Source organism: Pseudomonas sp. Irchel 3F6 (assembly GCF_900187595.1).
Taxonomy (GTDB): Bacteria; Pseudomonadota; Gammaproteobacteria; order Pseudomonadales; family Pseudomonadaceae; genus Aquipseudomonas; species Aquipseudomonas siliginis.
Genome location: NZ_FYDP01000005.1, coordinates 28,783 through 48,009 on the forward strand (window position 1 = coordinate 28,783; position 19,227 = coordinate 48,009).

Annotated in this window: 10 protein-coding genes and 2 pseudogenes; 6 read left to right on the top strand and 6 right to left on the bottom strand. The window is 59.3% G+C overall.

All coding sequences use genetic code 11. The features are described 5' to 3' along the window. The 4 genes and pseudogenes from CKW30_RS27235 to CKW30_RS17545 all read right to left on the bottom strand — a co-directional run. A pseudogene (locus tag CKW30_RS27235) lies at positions 1-1,460 on the bottom strand (RHS repeat protein); the annotation flags it as partial. A gap of 54 nt (positions 1,461-1,514) precedes the next feature. Then, entirely contained in the window at positions 1,515-4,241 is a 2,727-nt protein-coding gene (locus CKW30_RS17535) for an RHS repeat domain-containing protein (protein ID WP_095181450.1), read from the bottom strand. Continuing rightward, entirely contained in the window at positions 4,238-8,719 is a 4,482-nt protein-coding gene (locus CKW30_RS17540; RefSeq protein WP_095181451.1) for a SpvB/TcaC N-terminal domain-containing protein, read from the bottom strand. Before CKW30_RS17540 ends, CKW30_RS17535 begins: the two co-directional genes overlap by 4 nt. 199 nt (positions 8,720-8,918) lie before the next feature. Further along, complete coding sequence (locus CKW30_RS17545; protein ID WP_016773454.1) at positions 8,919-10,442, bottom strand: fumarate hydratase; 1,524 nt, start codon at positions 10,440-10,442, stop codon at positions 8,919-8,921. 570 nt (positions 10,443-11,012) lie between these two features. Here CKW30_RS17545 and CKW30_RS17555 point away from each other — a divergent pair. From CKW30_RS17555 to CKW30_RS17565, 3 genes are read left to right on the top strand one after another with little or no spacing between them, the layout of a single operon-like run. Next, entirely contained in the window at positions 11,013-12,119 is a 1,107-nt protein-coding gene (locus tag CKW30_RS17555; RefSeq protein WP_041479822.1) for a diguanylate cyclase, read from the top strand. Beyond that, positions 12,112-13,047, top strand: a complete 936-nt coding sequence (locus CKW30_RS17560; protein ID WP_056787830.1) for an iron-sulfur-binding ferredoxin reductase — start codon at positions 12,112-12,114, stop codon at positions 13,045-13,047. The genes CKW30_RS17555 and CKW30_RS17560 overlap by 8 nt, the downstream gene beginning before the upstream one ends. Before the next feature lie 28 nt (positions 13,048-13,075). Continuing rightward, positions 13,076-13,819: an enoyl-CoA hydratase-related protein gene (locus CKW30_RS17565; protein WP_095181452.1), complete on the top strand. Its 744-nt coding sequence runs from the start codon at positions 13,076-13,078 to the stop codon at positions 13,817-13,819. A 170-nt stretch (positions 13,820-13,989) separates the two neighbouring features. On the opposite strand, the gene pyk is transcribed toward CKW30_RS17565, so the two are convergent. Continuing rightward, positions 13,990-15,441 carry a pyruvate kinase gene (pyk, locus tag CKW30_RS17570; protein WP_024014116.1) on the bottom strand — a complete coding sequence of 484 codons (1,452 nt, stop codon included), beginning with the start codon at positions 15,439-15,441 and terminating at the stop codon, positions 13,990-13,992. Positions 15,442-15,613: 172 nt separating this feature from the next. On the opposite strand from pyk, the gene CKW30_RS17575 reads away from it, so the two are divergent. After that, positions 15,614-16,000 carry a tol-pal system YbgF family protein gene (locus tag CKW30_RS17575; protein WP_095181453.1) on the top strand — a complete coding sequence of 129 codons (387 nt, stop codon included), beginning with the start codon at positions 15,614-15,616 and terminating at the stop codon, positions 15,998-16,000. A 230-nt stretch (positions 16,001-16,230) separates the two neighbouring features. Continuing rightward, the gene (locus CKW30_RS17580; RefSeq protein WP_041479819.1) at positions 16,231-16,590 is read left to right on the top strand and encodes a PilZ domain-containing protein; all 360 of its coding nucleotides are present in this window, start codon (positions 16,231-16,233) and stop codon (positions 16,588-16,590) included. Between the two features lie 93 nt (positions 16,591-16,683). Here CKW30_RS17580 and CKW30_RS17585 read toward each other — a convergent pair whose 3' ends face one another. Beyond that, positions 16,684-17,061 carry a DUF6124 family protein gene (locus CKW30_RS17585; RefSeq protein ID WP_095181454.1) on the bottom strand — a complete coding sequence of 126 codons (378 nt, stop codon included), beginning with the start codon at positions 17,059-17,061 and terminating at the stop codon, positions 16,684-16,686. 457 nt (positions 17,062-17,518) lie between these two features. On the opposite strand from CKW30_RS17585, the pseudogene CKW30_RS17590 reads away from it, so the two are divergent. Next, positions 17,519-19,227 (top strand): annotated as a pseudogene (locus CKW30_RS17590) (hypothetical protein); the annotation flags it as partial.

The following is a 19,227-nucleotide window of genomic DNA, read 5'->3' on the forward strand; positions in this document are numbered from 1 at the left end:
CGAATTTCCAGCCCTGGCAGGTAACGCACCTGGTGGAAGTGGCGGACCTTGTCGGTGAACCATTCATGACATTTGAGGACCCGCTGGCCCGCGCTGTACTGGTAATACTCGGCATCGTTATCGCTGTCCTGACGGATAACCAGATCCACGCGCTCCAGCTCGTCACGGCTGTTCCAGTGCAATGACGGACCGTGGCGCAGCTTGCGTTGATTGCCGTGCGGGTCGAACCAGATGTCGAAGTCCGGCGGCTCGTCACCTGTTTGCCAACGCACCCCGCGATTGCTTTTCTGGTCGATGCACATCGTGCGGGTACGACTGTTGCCGTCGCGCTGATGACGCAACTCGGCCAGATTGCCGCCATCGTCGTAGCTATACGTCTGGATGTAATTGAGGCGGTTTCGCTCGTCGGGCGGTCGCGGCAGGCCGGGAATGTCCGGGGGCAGGGCGTCGTCATGACCGGTCGCGCGGATCAGGCGATACAGGGAGTCGTAGCTGAATTCACGGTGGCCGTCGACCCGTTGATTGGCGAACCAGGTTGGCTCGAAGACGTGGTCTTCGATGCGGATGATATTGCCGACGCGATCGTAGAGATATTGCAGATCCTGCAATCTGGGGTGAGCGGTTTTCTGACTGGTGCGCGTATGCAGGCGTCCATCGGCCGGGTCATACGTCCACTGACTCAGGACACCGTTACCGGCCAGTTGCGAGATGATCTGATTGTTGGCGTTGTACTGCGCATCCAGCAAGACCTGCGTGACTTTCGTCTCGACTTGCAGCTCCATTTGCCTGAGTTGCCCGGCAAGACCATAGCGCGATGCTCTGCGATGGCCGCCGGCATCGGTTTGCTCCAGCACCGTGCCCAGCGGGCTGAACACCTGATGGCTGGTGAAAGCCTGTGTGTCCTGGAAAGTTCGGGTTTCCTGCATCGGCTGGCCGGCGAGGGAATAGCTGGATATCGCCAGAACACCAGACGCATCGGTTTGCTTGATCAACCGTCCGCGCAGGTTGTGGTTGGTGGTGTCGGCGCCACCGGCGTAGAGGAAGGTTTCGACCTCTTCCTCTTCCTCCTCATCCTTTCTGGTGACCTGGAGTCTGACGACACGCAGCTGGTCGTCAAAGGTCGATCGCCAGACATGGCCGCGCTCGTCCCAACGTTGCCGAGGCTCACCGGCCAGTCCCGGCAGTACCAAACGCCAGCCGGCATCGACGCTGTCGATTTTCAACACGGTGCCGTTGAGCGAGTAGTGAGTAGTGAGGTTGGGTGCAGATAAGCGCGGATCCCGTTTTTCTAGCAGGCGCCCGGCAGGGTTGTGAGTCTGGCAGGTGATCAGGGGCTTGATTTCTCCATGCGTCGTTGCACACAGATAGGCAATATGCCTGACAACCAAAGCCCGAGGATCCTTGACCTGCACGCTTGGCGTATGGATATGCGTTGATCTATTCAAGGGCCAGGTGCTCATGATTTATCCAGGCGCAGAACCACGGCAAAACTGCCTGAAGGTAGGCGAACTTGTTTACGCCGTCTTTTGACCGCTGTATTGGCGATACCTGCCAATCAACTCAATACCGCGCCTTGCTTCAGCCATGCGCACGGAAATTTCTTTCTTGATCCGATCCCGGCTGATTGAGCTGGAGCTCTGGGTTCCGACGCTACCTTTTGCAAGATCCAGCGCAAAACCGAATGAGCCCACCAGGCCTTGGTCATAAAACTCGTTGACTCCGATTTCACTGAAAGCCGCATTGATGTCGCTTTGGTCCTGTTCAAGCATGTCGATAATCAAACCCAACGCTGTCTCGAGGTCATCAATTTCGATATCCCTTAAACCGGCCAGCGCTGTGGCTGTGTCCTTCCCCGCGTAAGCAATGGCCATCATGTCACTCGCAGCGGGTACCTGCGCAAACTTGCTGAGCGTTTTCTCGGCTACTGTTCCGATCAGCTTATTTGCTCCCTCGGAAGTCCGAGGATCATAAGATCTGGCTATTTTTTTTGCGTATCTCAGAGGGGTTAAAATGCTTGTTGTGGCATTGCTGTGAATGCTCTCGGGGTTCAGTTTTTTGGCATCGGGCAGGACGGGAGTGGAAACAGTTGTAATTTCGCCGAGTTTGTCCATTGCCGCGCCGGAGATTTTTGAGGCGACGATCCCTCCGATAAATGTCCCGACTCCGGGCAATATCAGCGTCCCAAGTGCTTCGCCGCCTTTCCCTGCTGTCGTGGTGGCAACTCCCTTGCCAATGTTGAAGCCTGTGTTTATGGCCATGCGTTTGGAAATGTCCGTAGCGCTGAACAGTCCGTTCAATTGCCGATTGTACGTTTGCAGCTCATTGCCCAGGTTATCCAGGACTTTTGCGTAGGTCGCGATGTCCTGCCTGACGTCAGACGGCAAGTCTTTTTTGTTACCGTCGTTATCGATGAACAGAATCGGGTTGTTACCGACAAAACCATACAGGTTCAACCCATCCACATCCCCCGCCGGATCAGCACTGACCCAACGCTGCAACCACGGCGCGTAATAACGGGCGCCGTAGTAGTACAAACCGCTGACGTCCATTTCCTTGCCGGAATAACGGATGAAGCGGTATTCGATTTCCGATTCCGGCGCCATCCATGCGGTTTCGCCGAACGGGTAATAGCCTTCTGCGCTGGTGACCACAGCGTCTTCATTGAGCTCCATCACGCAAGAGCCTAGGTGGTCTTCGAGGGTGTAGCGCATCTGGTCGTCTATCGGCGCTGAACGTTGCGCCCAATGCAGGCAGCGCGCGTTACCGAGGCTGATGATGTGCAGCTCTTCGCCGTTGTCTTTGCTGCGGATTTCCAGCCCTGGCAGGTAACGCACCTGGTGGAAGTGGCGGACCTTGTCGGTGAACCATTCATGACATTTGAGGACCCGCTGGCCCGCGCTGTACTGGTAATACTCGGCATCGTTATCGCTGTCCTGACGGATAACCAGATCCACGCGCTCCAGCTCGTCACGGCTGTTCCAGTGCAATGACGGACCGTGGTGCAGCTTGCGTTGATTGCCGTGCGGGTCGAACCAGATGTCGAAGTCCGGCGGCTCGTCACCTGTTTGCCAACGCACCCCGCGATTGCTTTTCTGGTCGATGCACATCGTGCGGGTACGACTGTTGCCGTCGCGCTGATGACGCAACTCGGTCAGATTGCCGCCATCGTCGTAGCTATACGTCTGGGTGTAATTGAGGCGGTTTCGCTCGTCGGGCGGTCGCGGCAGGCCGGGAATGTCCGGGGGCAGGGCGTCGTCATGACCGGTCGCGCGAATCAGACGGTACAGGGAGTCGTAGCTGAATTCACGGTGGCCGTCGACCCGTTGATTGGCGAACCAGACGGGCTCGAAGGCGTGGTCTTCGATGCGGATGATATTGCCGACGCGATCGTAGAAATATTGCAGATCCTGCAATGCGGGTTGGCCGGGCTTATGACTGATCTGCTTGCGCAAGCGTCCGTCGGCTGGATCGTAGGTCCATTCGCTGAGCACTCCGTTGCCGTCCTGTTGCTCGATGAGCTGGCCATTGGCGTTGTACTGCGCATCCTCCAGGACTTGCGTGATGTTTGCCTTCACTTGCAAGTGCATTTGCCTGAGCTGCCCGGCAAGACCATAGCGCGAGGTTCTGCGATGGCCGCCGGCGTCGGTCTGTTCAAGCACGGCGCCAAGCGGACTGAACACCTGATGGCTGGTGAACGCTTGGTGATCATCAAATGTGCGCTTTTCCACCAGTGCCTGTCCGGTGAGGGCATAGCTGGTGATATCCAGCGAGCCTGACGGATCTGTCTGCTGGATCAACCGGCCGCGCAGGTTGGAGTCTGCTCCGGCAGAGCCGGAGGCGTAAGTGAAGGTATCGAGCTGATTTTCGCCGTTTCCCGACACTTCGAGCTGCACCACGCGCAATTGCCCGTCAAAGGTCGATTGCCAGACATGGCCGCGCGCGTCCCATTGCTGCCGAGGCTCCCCGGCCGGCCCCGGCAGCAGCAAACGCCAGCCGCTATCGACACTGTCGGTGAACACCGCATCGCCATTGATGGAATAAACAGTGGTGGTGTTTGCAATGGGCAGGCGCGGATCCTGTTGCGCGACCGGACGTCCGGCCACATCGTGTTCCTGAAACGTCACAACAGCGCTGACCGCGTCCTCTGCCACTGTACGCAAATAAGCGACCTGACGGACTGGCAGGCCACGTCCGTCGCTGGCTGTCAGCGAAGGCGTGCGCCAATGTGTGGAGGCGCTCATGCGCCTGACCCTCGCGTAGACACCACCTCTTCAGCGGTGTCGTTGAAGTCTTCGCTGGTGTGATACCAGGGATGATACGTCTCGCGGGAAAAGTCGCCCTTGGCGTTGATCAGCTTGATCGGACGTCCCGTTGCGTCATAGAACAGCTGATCGAAGAGCCCGAGTTGGCGCAGCGATTGATCATTGACGTAGCGGTGCGTGTTAGCGAAAAACGGCCGGTATTGGCGCTGTGCGAGACCCTTGTTGTTGTATTCGACGCGTTCGCTGATACGCCAGCGTGTCTGCGTCGGTTGCTCACCTTCTTCGATCAGCAATTGACCATCCTCACCCACCACATAAGCCAGCCCGGGGTCGACCTTCTGCTGGGTTTGCAGTACCCGACCAAAGCCATCGACGCAGGTTTTGACAATCTGGATCTGTGCCTTGACGGTGTCATAGGGATAGCGGTCGGCACTGAGCACCACGGTGTGTACCGGCTCTCGGTACGCCAGTTCAATTGCCTCGAGCAATTGCTGGTCTTCAGGCGTCAGGACGTGATTTTGCGCAAGCCGGCGTCTTGCGCTGGCGCGGATCTGCCCGCCGGGCAACAGATCGTCCTGCTTGATTGACAGGGTTTGAAGCGTGGAGGCGGGTATCAGGCCCATCCAGCTGAACAGGTTTTTGTGCAGGGTGCTGGCTGCGTTTTTTACAGTGTCCTCCGGATACTGGATGGCCTGTTCCGGACTGGGGGCCGGCAAGGTCCAGTCATCGGTCAGCTTGTCGAATCCGGCAGGTTGGCCATTCTCGGTACCGTGAAAGCTGATGACCAGCGGCTGACCGGAAGGCTCATGGATGACTTCTTCAGTGTTGTCGTTGGCGTCGGTGATTCGCTTGGGTTTCAGGGCGTGGTAATCGAATTCCGCGACCTGCACGGCACAACCGTCGGGCAACTCCATGCGCATGACCGTCAGCCAGTGTTGATCGTATTCGGCTTTGGTCACGCCATGGCTTGGCGTTTCGTTGAAATCGAGCACTTTATAGAACGCTTGCAAGTCGCCGTACCGAGCCAGATTGAACCGCGATGACCAAAGGTTTTGTTCCTCGCTCGGCGGCGTTTCGAACAGCATCGGCATGGGCGAGTAACCAATTGCCTTGAGGGCCTCGCGAATGTTCAGATCCGGCACAATGCTGTAAGCCTCCAGCGCGGTCTTGTCCAGCAGGGCAAGCTCCAGAGAATGCGACAGGGCTTCGAATCCGGCGACGCCGTCTTCCAGTTCAATACCCTCTACGTCCACATAGTGCTGTATGGATTGGGAAGTCAGTACCCGTTCGATGGCCCATTCTTGCGAATCCTGCAGCTTTCTCAACGATTCGAAAGATATCTGTGCCGGGTTCAGCTCGCCGGGTAGCGTACCTTTGGTCAATTTCAGCGCGTCGCCCCGTTCCTGATAGGGCAAGCCCAGTCGCCATTGCTGCGGCTCTGGCAGATTGATCAGACGCGCACGGGTTTCACTGATGTAAAAGTATTGCTGCGCCTCGTCGTGAGCGTCGGACCACCATTGATTCAGGTGGTCCTCGGTGAAGGGTGGCCGGCTCTGGGCGGTCAACCTGCGCGCATAGCTCACCGTCAGTGCATGGGTCGCGGCGCCATAAGCGTCCCAGCGCAGGGTGACATCGTGGCGGCACAGCGGGTCATTGATGAAGCCGTCGTACTGATAACTGATTGCTTCAACTTGAAGGGGCAGCAGAACGGCTGCGGCATATGGCCCCTGGGGCCGCACCTCGCGCACCAGATAACGCTTTTCCTCTACCGAGTACAGCTTGGCAGCGCCAGGTACCTGCGAATCTTCCTGGTAGGCAAGGGTCTCCGTTCGGGCGACCGAGCCGACCAGTGCCTGCGCAATCCGGTAGCGACTGTCGGCATCTTCCGGGGTGACAGGCTCATCGATTTCACCTTTGGGGTGATAACGACTGAACAGGGTTTCGCCCAACGGGCAGGCGTCCACGTCCGCGTTGAAATAATCCTCGCGGGAACGATTCATTTCCTGCCCGTTGTGAAACCAGGTGCATGTTTGCACCGGCTCGTTGAAGCCAGGCTCTGAAGGATCGGCTCCAATCTCGCAGTCAAGTTGCTGCAAATAGCCGAACCCGCGAAACTCCCGTTCCCTGCAGTCGTAGAACCCTTCGCGCCAGGTGAATGACTGGGTCAACCGGTTGTCGGTGATCTCGTCGTGTTGCTCCTGTTTCTTCACCACGGGCAGCGGAAACGGCAGATGACATATCGGTGCACGCGCAAGTGCCAGCAGTCGCTCCTTTTCATCCAGCCATTCCTGAGCCGAACTGCGATAAGTCACGCTGCTGGAGTAACCCATGTTGTTGTTGCTGTTGACCAGCAGATAGGGCTTGGCTGCAACAAAATCGTAGCGCCAATGCCGAGGCTGGATATGCGGCACCGTCAGAATCAGGCTGGCGCAACCGAGGCCTTGCAGGTCGGCGAAACTGACCTGGCACAAGCGGTCATAACGCACCTCTTCAGGCCACGGCACGCTGACGGGAATCTGCTCCAGGCCGTTGCCGCCCCGGTTCAGGTAAATGTCGAACCCTTCGGATCGCAGATAGATCAGCGCGGGCGCGCCGGAGCCATCGAGGTCGGCCAGACGCACTCGTGCGGCGTCGAATTCGTCGTAGGTGAAGGGCAGGGCACTGATCTTGCGACCTTGACCGAATTTGCCATGACCAAGATTCGGCCAACAGCGGACTTCGTCATGGCGGATGCGACACAGCTCGGGCATGTCGCTGCCCAGCAGATTGCCCAGAAGCACCAGTTCTGTTCGCGAGTTGCTGAACACCGGCAGACGGTCGTCTTCGTATGCATGGGGGATTTCCTGTGCGGCGGCGAAGCCTTTTTCGCGCAGGCTGGCATAGAGCCTCACACGATCGTGGCTGATGCTGGCCGCTGACATCAGGCCGTCCCCGCTGAAATCCCCCATGGTCAAAGTCAGATCCTGGTGTTCCCGGGGAAACGTGTCGAACGCGCTGAACAATTCGAATTGTCGCTGCGCATTCAGCGCATGGAACCCGCAGTAACCCAACCGGGCGATGATCAGGTCCAGGCGCCCATCGCCGGTCAGATCCAGCAGTTGCGCCACGGCGCGGTTACGATCTGCCACCGGGATCTTGTCCAGCAGAGCCCATGGGCCGTAACCGATCAGTTCGGTACCAGGCGCCGCGCGCAGCGGCTCGCGGTAGTACCAGGCGTTGTCATAGCGGCAGAGAAAACCCGGCACGCCCTCGCCATACAGATCGACACATTGGTAGAACCCGCCGTCTTCGATGCCCGGTTGAGTCTCGTTTTCCAACAGGCGTGCAGGTGTCTTGTTGATCTCGAAGGGCGAGTATTCGAACTCTAGCGGCGGTGAATGCTCGACATTGCCTTGCGCATCGAAGGCCTGATAGTGCGCCGCGCTGATCTGGCTGTAGGCCCACGGAGCAGAGTTCTGGATAGGTCGATATTCCAGCAGCAGGCGACGTACAAGCTTCGCCTCTGTCGCCAGCCCTTCGGGGAAGTGATGAAACATCAACACTTGCTGGCACAGCCTGCGGGTGCTCAGTTCAAAACCCTGGCCATAGGTGGAAAACGGATCCGGTCGCAGCCGCCAGCGGTTCACTTCTTCGTAGCTCGGGGTCTCCGTCAGCGAACTGCTGCGTTCGCCGTAATCGAACACCAGTTGAAAATGCCAAGGCAAATCCGTCGGCCGGTCGGTGTCCCAGCTATAGAGACGGTCGCTCGCCGTGGCATTGCCATAACACACCCGGCGCAGATAGCGCTGGGCGCGGTAGTCGTGAATCGGATCGTGCTCGTCAGGCTGATCGTCGGGCTTGTACTCGTAGCAGATGTGTTCGCCATGGGCGTTCATGCTTTCACACAGCAGCCAGCTACTGATGCGCGATTCGTCGTCGGGGTCGGCACGGCGTGAGGCGCTGGTTTTGCCGTAGACATGCAACGTGCCGTCGGCACCGTGGACCAGCCAGAAGGGGGCTCCACCGTCAGCCGGATGCCAGCATTCGCGCAGGGAAAAATCGCTTTCGATCCGCGCCCGGTAAGACACGACGTTGTGTTCGGGAATGGGGCGGTCTCTGTAGCTGTGTTCCGTGCGCGACTTCAAGTCTCCGGCATCATCGAGCTCCGGCATCCACACCTCGCCGTCATGCCCGATGATTTCATCGTGCTCGGTATACCGTGGAACACCTTTGTTGGTGCGGCGACTGATCTGGCTCAGGCCCAGGTGGCAACCAAGGCCAAACGGACCGTTACCGCTCTGGCTGTTGATTGACAGGGGTATTTGCGGGCCGTAGCCACGACCGCTCGATAGCGGAATCGGCAATTCGCATCCAGCCGAGGCGGTCGGCCCGACGGCGCTCCAGCTCTTGCCGATGGTGGCGATCGATGAGCTCCTGGCGATGGAGGGAGCTGTGATGCTGAGGTCTTGATCGGCCATGGTCGAGTCCATTCGCGCTACATAGGGCGTATGGACAGACGCTAACAGGAGTGGGCCGGAGATGGACCTGTCAGATCTGACAGGTGCGCAAGATCATTTTCTGTGCATGGGAAATTCTGTTATCGCGATTGGTTTGAACAAGCAAAAACGGCCGGGGCATCTTTGCGGATGCACCGGCCGTTTTCATAACGCCAGAGGCTTACTGCACTTCTACCGCCAGGCTTTCGCTGATCTTCTGTTGCCAGATCGCCGGGCCAGTGATGTGCACCGACTCACCTTTGCTGTCCACCGCTACGGTGACCGGCATGTCCTTGACCTCGAACTCGTAGATCGCTTCCATGCCCAGCTCGGCAAATGCCAGCACCTTGGACTTCTTGATCGCTTGCGCAACCAGGTACGCAGCGCCGCCGACTGCCATCAGGTACACAGCCTTGTTGTCCTTGATCGCGTCGATCGCGGTCGGGCCGCGCTCGGACTTGCCGATCATGCCCAGCAGGCCGGTCTGCTCGAGGATCTGGCGGGTGAACTTGTCCATCCGCGTTGCGGTGGTAGGACCCGCCGGGCCAACCACTTCGTCACCGACCGGATCAACCGGGCCGACGTAATAGATGAAACGACCTTTCAGATCCACCGGCAGGGTTTCACCCTTGTTGAGCATCTCGACCATGCGCTTGTGCGCGGCGTCGCGACCGGTGAGCATCTTGCCGTTGAGCAGCACGGTTTCGCCCGGCTTCCAGCTCTGCACGTCTTCCGGGGTCAGGGTGTCGAGGTTGACACGACGCGCCGACGGGCCGGCTTCCCAGACGATTTCCGGGTAGGCGTCCAGCGGTGGCGCTTCCAGCGAGGCCGGGCCGGAACCGTCGAGCACGAAGTGTGCGTGACGGGTAGCGGCGCAGTTGGGGATCATGCACACCGGCAAGGATGCGGCGTGGGTCGGGTAGTCCATGATCTTCACGTCGAGCACGGTGGTCAGGCCACCGAGGCCCTGGGCACCGATACCCAACTGGTTGACCTTCTCGAACAGCTCCAGACGCATTTCTTCGATGCGATTCTGCGGGCCACGGGCCTTGAGCTCGTGAATGTCGATGGATTCCATCAACACTTCCTTGGCCATCACCGCGGCTTTCTCGGCGGTGCCGCCGATGCCGATACCCAGCATGCCCGGCGGACACCAGCCGGCGCCCATGGTCGGCACGGTTTTCAATACCCAGTCGACGATCGAGTCGGACGGGTTGAGCATGGCCATTTTCGACTTGTTCTCGGAACCGCCGCCCTTGGCCGCCACGTCCACTTCCACGGTGTTGCCCGGGACGATGGAGTAGTGAATTACGGCCGGGGTGTTGTCCTTGGTGTTCTTGCGAGCGCCTGCCGGGTCGGCAAGGATCGAGGCACGCAGGACGTTTTCCGGCAGGTTGTAGGCGCGACGCACGCCTTCGTTGATCATGTCGTCCAGGCCCATGGTGGCGCCATCCCAGCGCACATCCATGCCGACACGGACGAACACGGTGACGATACCGGTGTCCTGGCAGATCGGGCGATGGCCGGTGGCGCACATGCGCGAGTTGATCAGGATCTGCGCCATCGAATCACGGGCCGCTGGCGACTCTTCGCGCAGGTAGGCTTCGTGCATCGCCTGGATGAAATCCACGGGGTGGTAATAGGAAATGAACTGCAGGGCGTCGGCAACGCTCTGAATCAGGTCATCTTGCTTGATCACGGTCATGAGTCGCGCTCCTCTGAAACACGGGAACATTCTATGGGGCAGCTTGAGGCTTTCGGCTCACAGCTGATCCTCTGGCACGCCGGGGCTGCTGGCGCGACGCTAAAAAGGCGCGGCAGTATACCGCGCCTCGGTGGGGCGTACACGCGCCGGCAGTCATTCGTTGGTCGCATGGGTGGGCGAATATCGGACAGCGGGTTTGCACTTCAGGATCGCCCCCCTCACCCCAGCCCTCTCCCCCAGATGGGGCGAGGGGGAAAGGGAGCCGATCTTCATCTTGTTCAAAAACTAAGTCCGGCTCAGGAAAATGAAGCTGTTTTGTGCCGTTTCCAGACTCGAGTTCGGCGCGATGTTTGAAGTCGGTGTAACTCGGATAAACAACCCGGTCAGTCCCCTCTCCCTCTGGGAGAGGGCTAGGGTGAGGGGCTTTTGGCAGTGTCAGTGGGCCACACTTTTGACGTCAATTTTCGAGCCCGAAAATCGGTGGTCATTTAGCGACCGGGCCTCTAAAGTGGCATCCGGTCTGTAGAGTAGGACACTCGGTCAGCCTCCTATCGCACGGTGAGTCAACGATTGACCCATAACGCCATTCAACGCCTTTTGCTCAAACGCTTCGCCCTCGCTGCGGCCACCTACGGATTGGCTCTGCTGCTGCTGTGGCTGGCGTTTTTCACCGGGCATTACCAGCAATCGCTCAGTGGCGTGGCCATCGGCAGCGCGCTGGTAGTGATCAGTCAGGCGAGCCTTTTCGCGATGTTCTGGAGCGGGCGCAACCAGCGCTTCGCCGACCCCAGCCTGACCGAAGCGCAAGTGCTGATGGGCCTGGGCTGGCAGACGTGGCTGATCGCCCATGTCGACGAAGCGCGCGGCGCGTTTCTGGTGTTTTACGTGCTGATCCTGCTGTTCGGCCTGTTCCATCTCACCCGACGAGTATTCATCCGCTGCGCGTTGTTGGTGTTCTTCAGTTTTTCCGCGATTACCCTGTGGGACGCCTACCACTTCCGCTTGGCCGAGCCTGCGCTCGCAGCGTTGCAGGTGTGCATTCTGGCGATGGTCTTGGCGTGGCTGGTGCTTTACGCACGTTTTGTCCAGGTTTCCCGACAACGTCAGCGCCAGCGTCGGTTTGCCTTGCAGGCGCATCAGGACACCCTGCGCGGAATGATGCGCCAGCTTGAAGATCTGGTCGCCACCGACGAACTGACCGGGCTGTTCAATCGCCGGCATTTCCTGCGCATCGCTTCCCGCGAGCTGAATGCGCTCGACAGCGACGTGATGCACGGGCTGGCGCTGATCGATCTGGACCACTTCAAGCGCATCAACGACCTGCACGGCCACGCTGCCGGCGATCAGGTATTGCAGGCGTTTGCCGGGGTGGCGCAAGCCTGTCTGCGCGACGGTGACGTGCTGGCGCGTTATGGTGGCGAGGAATTCGTCGTGCTGGTGCCCGACTGCGATGCCGAACGCCTGACCGCGTGTTGCGAGCGTTTGCGCATCGCCTTCAGTGAGGTGGAATTGATGGGCCTGCAAGTGCGCAACCTGAGCCTGTCGGCGGGCATGACCCTGCTGTCCGTTGGCGATGATCTGGATGAGGCGTTGCAGCGTGCCGATCAGGCGCTGTATCGGGCCAAGCGTGACGGGCGCAATCGTTGTGCCGCCGCGTGGGAGAACATTGATGCCTGAATTGCGCGTCGGTGATCGGCAGTGGACGGTTGAGGCGGGCAGCAACCTGCTCGACAGTCTCAATCAGAACGGCGTTGCCGTGCCCTACAGCTGTCGCGCCGGCAGTTGCCATGCCTGTCTGGTGCAATGCATCCAGGGCCTGCCCGCCGACAATCGTCCGGATGCCTTGAGTGCCGAGCAACGTCAGGACGGTTGGCGCCTGGCTTGTCAGTGTCAGGTGGTCGAAGACTTGCAGGTACACACTTTCGACCCGATCAGCGACGGCCGCCCGGCCGTGGTCGAAGCGCTGGACTGGCTCAGCGACAGCGTTCTGCGCCTGCGCCTGACCCCGCAGCGGCCATTGCGCTACAGCGCCGGCCAGCATCTGGTGCTGTGGATCGGCCACATCGCCCGACCGTACTCGCTGGCGAGCCTGCCGCAAGAAGACCGCTTTCTCGAGTTCCACCTGGATTGCCGCCAGCCCGGCGAATTCATCGATGCCGCACGCAAGCTGCAGATCGGCGACTCGATCCGCCTTGGCGAACTGCGCGGCGGTGCCTTGCATTACGATCCGGACTGGCACGCCCGGCCGCTGTGGCTGCTGGCTGCCGGCACTGGTTTGGGGCCGTTGTTCGGGGTGCTGCGTGAGGCCTTGCGTGAGGATCACCAAGGCGCCATTCGCGTCATTCACCTGGCCCATGACGAACGCGAGCACTACCTGGCCAAACCCCTTGCCGCACTGGCCGCGCAGCGGGAAAACCTCAGTGTCGAGCTGTGGGCAGCGGCCGACTCGGCCGCCGCTTTGGCACAACTGCGCCTTGTTTCCCGGCAGACCCTGGCCTTAGTCTGCGGCTCGACGGCCAGTGTCGACGCGTTCGCCAAGCGTCTGTATCTGGCCGGATTGCCGCGCAATCAACTGCTGGCCGACGTGTTTGTGAGCCGTGGTTGAGCGCTGATTTTCAGACGCGAGACACGCCATGACCGAAGCCATCCTGCTGGAACGCGAACGCGGTTTGCTGACCCTGCGCCTCAACCGCCCGGACAAGAAAAACGCCCTGACGCGCGCCATGTACAGCCGCCTCGCCGAAGCACTGACACAGGCCGACAGCGACCCCGAAATCAATGCCGTACTGATCAGCGGCAGCGCCGAGTGCTTCACCGCCGGCAATGACATCGCCGACTTCATCGAACAACCGCCGAGCGACCTCGACAGCCCGGTGTTTCACTTCATGCTCAATCTGCTCGAATGCCGCAAACCGGTGATCGCCGCCGTGGCCGGTGCTGCGGTGGGTATCGGCACGACCCTGCTGCTGCATTGCGATCTGGTCTATGTCAGCCGCGACGCCCGGCTGCGCATGCCGTTCGTCAACCTCGGATTGTGCCCGGAATTCGGCTCCAGCCTGATCCTGCCGCGTTTGCTCGGGCAAGCGAAAGCGGCTGAGTTGTTATTGCTCGGCGAAGGCTTTAGCGGCGCACAGGCTGCGCAATGGGGAATTGCCACAGACGCGCTGGACAGTGGCGCGGCTGCGTTGAGCAAGGCCCGGGAAATGGCGCTGCGGTTTGATGAGCTGCCGGCCGAAGCGGTGCACATCAGCAAGCAACTGATGCGAGCGCCCGATCGCGAGCTGCTGCGCAAAGTGATCGAGGAGGAGGGCGCATTGTTTACCCAGCGGCTGCGTTCGCCAGAGGCGGTGGCGGCGTTGAGCGGGTTCTTTCGCTGAGTGTCAAGACGCCTTCGCGAGCAGGCTCGCTCCCACAGGAGATTGCATTTCAAGTGTGAGAGCGAGCCTGCTCGCGAAAGGGCCTTACCAGACAAAATATCTGTTGAATCATAAGCAAAAAAGCCCCGCCATTCACATGGCGGGGCTTTTGCGTTTCAGCTGCCGGTCACTCAGACCTGCGGATCACCGACATGCAGGATCTTCATGCCATTGGTGCCGCCAGTGGTGTGGTAGCTGTCGCCCTTGGTCAGGATGACCCAGTCGCCTTTTTCCACGACGCCGCGCTTGGTCAGCTCGTCGATGGCTTTCTGGCTGACTTCGTGCGGTTCCAGCGAGGCCGGGTCGAACGGGATGGTGTAGACGCCACGGAACATTGCTGCGCGGGCCTGGGCTTCGCGGTGCGGGGTGAACGCGTAGATCGGCACCGAGGAGCGGATCCGCGACATGATCAGCGGGGTGAAGCCGCTTTCAGTCAACGCGATGATCGCTTTGACGCCCGGGAAGTGGTTGGCGGTGTACATGGTCGCCAGCGCGATGCTCTCGTCGCAGCGGCTGAATTCCTTGCCGATGCGGTGGCTGGAGGTCTTGCCGGTCGGGTGTTTCTCGGCGCCGACGCAGATGCGCGCCATCGCCTGCACGGCTTCCAGCGGGTAGAGACCAGCGGCGGATTCGGCCGAGAGCATCACGGCGTCGGTGTAGTCGAGCACGGCGTTGGCCACGTCGGATACTTCGGCGCGGGTCGGCATCGGGTTCTGGATCATCGACTCCATCATCTGCGTCGCGACGATCACGGCCTTGTTGTGGCGACGTGCGTGCAGAATGATTTTCTTCTGAATGCCCACCAGTTCGGCATCGCCGATTTCCACACCGAGGTCGCCACGGGCAACCATCACCGCGTCGGAGGCCTTGATCAGGCCGTCGAGGGTTTCGTCGTCGGCCACGGCTTCGGCGCGTTCGATCTTCGCCACCAGCCAGGCAGTGCCGCCGGCCTCGTCACGCAGTTGACGGGCGTATTCCATGTCGGCGGCGTCGCGCGGGAAGGATACGGCGAGGTAGTCGACTTCCATTTCGGCGGCGAGCTTGATGTCGGCCTTGTCTTTTTCAGTCAGGGCCGGCGCGGTCAGACCGCCACCGCGACGGTTGATGCCTTTGTGGTCGGACAGCGGGCCACCGATGGTCACCACGCAATGCAGTTCAGTGGCGGTGGCGGTTTCAACGCGCATCACCACACGGCCGTCGTCGAGCAGCAGCTCGTCGCCCACGCCGCAGTCCTTGACCAGATCCGGGTAGTCGATGCCGACCACCTGCTGGTTGCCTTCGGTCAACGGATGGCTGGTGGAGAAGGTGAACTTGTCACCGATCTTCAGCTCGATCTTTTTGTTGGCGAATTTGGCGATACGGATTTTCGGGCCTTGCAGGTCACCGAGCAGGGCGACAAAGCGGCCGTGCTTGGCAGCGAGGTCACGCACCAGCTTCGCGCGAGCCTTGTGCTCGTCGGGGGTGCCGTGGGAGAAGTTCAGACGGGCGACGTCCAGACCAGCCAGAATCAGCTGTTCGAGAACTTCCGGCGAGTTACTGGCCGGGCCAAGGGTAGCGACGATTTTGGTACGACGGACGGACATGCAAAGACTCCTGAGTTCAAGCGCAGGCAGAGGCTACTATGCTCGAAGGGTGTAGTCATTGTTCGAATGCACTACTTATCGTTTTCTTTATTGAACGCGGCAACTTTGCGACCAGCGCGTCTGAAGTTTTCCGACCTGGGGTCGATACAGAGCACAAGACAGGAGAACCCCCATGCGATTGTTGCCCATTGCCGCCCTTGCCCTCAGCGCCCTCGCCGCGACGGGCTGCACCCGTTGGTCGATGAACCACCATTTGAACAACGCCTACAGCGCCTATGAACGCGGCAACTGCGAGCAGGTCATGCTCGAACTGTCCAAGGTCGAACGCGCCAGCCGCGCCCGCCCGTACGTGTGGCCGGAAGTGTCGATGATGCGCGGTCAGTGCCTGGAACGGCAGAAGCTCTACATCGACGCGGTGCAGACCTACCAGTTCATTATCGCTTCGTACCCCAACAGCGAATACGCCTACCGCGCCCGCGCGCGTCTGGAAACGTTGCAGAGCCTGGGCCATTACCCGACACGCAGCGCCGCTGCGGTGGTTCGGCCGACGCGCTTCTGACGCGCTTTTCGTACAAAATCTGGCCGTCTGTACAAGCTCCGCTATAGTCAAGGAAACCGTTTCGAGCCGTGTCTCGATAACGGCGCAACACCTGCGACTGGCAGTTACAAGGTGACGGCGATTGTCGCGACCGTCACACCGGAAGCGGGGAGAGCGGGCCTGTCGCACAGGTTCGTTCCGAAGCACAGGTGCGGCTCCGTGACGGAGCCCTGCATGGCGAACAGCACATCATGTTTACCGACCGCCGGATCGAACGGCATCAATTGCCGTATTACCTCAGAGTGTTCAACAGCGTCACCGACAAACCCGTCGGCTTTCTCGGCAATGTGTCTACGGACGGGCTGATGCTGATCAGCCAGTTGCCGATGATGATCGGGGTGGATTTTCAGTTACGCCTCAAGGTCCCCGCCCGCGATGGCAGCCAGCAAGTCATCGATTTCAGCGCCTGTTGCGTGTGGTGCCATGAAGACGCCACGCCGCTGCATTACGACGCCGGTTTCATCCTGCGCCGCGCTCCCCCGGAGTTCGGCCAACTGGTGCTGGCGCTGAAGCAGTATTTCAGTTTTCAGCCGTTGCCCGCTTCTGCCTGAACAGCAAAAGATCGCAGCCTTCGGCAGCTCCTACAGGGGGAACGCATTCCAAATGTAGGAGCTGCCGAAGGCTGCGATCTTTTGATTTTTACGTCACGCCACAGCGATCGCCCGCTCCTGATCCAGCGCCTTTTCCGCCAGCAATAGGCCCATCTCGCTCAACTGATAGATCGCCATCGCCAGATGTCGCGGCTTGTCCTCGAGGCTGTCCGCCAGGTCGAGCAGCAGAATGCTGACCGAAGAAAAGGTTTCGTAGGTTTGAATGGCCATCGCTTCGGGGTTGATGTCGGGCGCGACCATGAACATCTGCATGCCGCGATCGACGGAATTGCACGACGGCGCAGCGGCGGGTTTTTTCAGGTAGTGATCGAGGGCTTTTTCAGCGGCCTCGTGGAGTCTGGTGGAATCGGGGGAAGCGTAGGGGGAGGTCGAGTCTTCGATTTCGGGGGGATTGGGTGTTGGTTTGATCATGGTGATAACCCTTGGTTGGGGCCTTCACCCCTCGCGACTAAACGAAAGGGTGGCGGCTGGACGCAGGTTAGTCGACCGGGGGTATCACCAAAAACCGGCGCGCCGAAGCGCCCTGCGTACAGCCACCATCGAGTGCGGGGATAGGGATTACCCGACTGGATGACGCTTATACACCTTGATGACAAACCCCCGGGCGACTAAACCCGACCACTGATTGGCAGCGGCACGGATCACGTTACGGGGCAGCTTCAAAGCGCACAAGCCGGCGGATTCTGAGTGATGTGTAGGCAACGGCGCAAGCCGATGTAGCCGCGTGTTAATGACTGAAGGACGTCTGCATGTTGCAGCGTGGGAATAGTTACCGCTGATCGGGACTGTCAGGTTTTACAGGTGTCATTTCGTGCTTACGGTTCTTCAATGAGGCACCCAGGTACCGACGGTATAAGGAAGCTCGATCATGTCCGACCATGAGAACCCAGGCTCCAATCCTCCAGAAGATGGCCCGTTTCCTGAGGACCATCGCCCTTCCCAAAAATCCGATGATCCGATTTCCGAAGAGCCGGGAATCCTGGTCGCGGATTTGGAGTATGAGGCCGGCTCCGAGTCACTGTTAGTAGATACCACGATGGACTTCAAGTTTCGTATACCGGTAAACGATGGCCGTTATCACAACGTTCATCTGGATTTTCACGGAGCCGATAATTACTACCGACGTATCACTGAAAGTGCATGGTTGGGGGGCGTCTGGCACAGTATTCGAGTCGAAGACCTTCCCGAGAGTGACCTGCAAGTCAGAGTTGATGGAAGATGGGATTACATTGATCAATGGTCAAGGTGGACACCGCGGACTTTGCTGGTCAGAAAGGCTGCTCGCATTGCCAGCAATCGTACTGTGACTACAACGGTTCCAGGCCTCGCCGGTAAAGGCAGCAAAATCACGCTTGTGCGTCCCAATTCAGGCACTGTACTGAGCACAACGGCCATTACCAATGGCTACGGAAATTGGACTGTCACGCTCCTTGATAATGTCCCCCAGGGTTTACAGGATTTCATCATCCGTGAGGAGTATGGAAATACGCAGGGGCGCTACGCGGGGAAAGCGTCACTGACCGTACTCAAGCCTGTAACGCTCAGGCCGTTGCCGCAGGTTATAAGTACACAAACGCCGCAATTTGCGGGTACAGGCGGTCTGCACCAAGAGTTGACAAGAGTGGATGTTTACATCAAAGACACATCGATCAAAGTATTGGCCTACGCAAAGATCGAAATTGATGGGTCATGGGGTGGTACCAGCACTTATAAGTTTGCGTTCGGCAAAAATTATTCTCTAGTCGCCAGTCAAAGATACGATGGCGCAACATCTGTGCCGTCAGTCCAACGAAATTTTTATGTTATTGACCCCCCCCGAATAACGTCTCCTGGATTGACGCAGACGGTGGACATGACATCGACGTTCACAGGCACTGTCGTCGCCGGGATCTCCAGTGCTGTAGCTGTGCGTTCGGAAAACACCCAAGCTCAAATCAGCACCCCAACCGATGCCGCCACAGGCGCATGGTCTGCATCTTTCACGCTGACACCTGGTCCGCATTCAATTGTCGGCACGCATACCTATTTGGGAACGACATCACTGACCAGCCAACCCTTCGGCATACGGGTACGCACGGGCAAGCCGACGGTCACATACACGCAAGCCAATGAAACGATCACATTTTCCGGCACCGGACATTTCGACGAGAAGCTCAGAACCGAAATCGAGTTCACTATCCTCGAAAGTCCAGCCGACCCAATGCCGGTCGCGCCTCCAAATGCACAAGTACAGCGCAACGGCACTTGGAGCACCACCGTAACGGGCTGGAAATTTGGCACCTATAAAATCAACGCCGTCCAGAAGATCAGAGACAACGCCAGCGGCTGGATCGACTCGCTGCCGCTGACCTTCGAAGTAAAAAATATCCTCCCCGATGTCAGTGATGTGCAATTCACCAACGACTACCAACCGACCTTCAGCGGCAAAGGCTTCAACAGAGCCTTGGTTCAGCCACGCAGGCCCAATAGCCCATATCTTGAAGCGCCTGAAGTGGAGGTCGTCGGCGGGCGGTGGTCCACCCAGGCTTCGAGCGTTTGGGGACCCTCGTTCGAACGTGAAGTACACATAAAGCAATT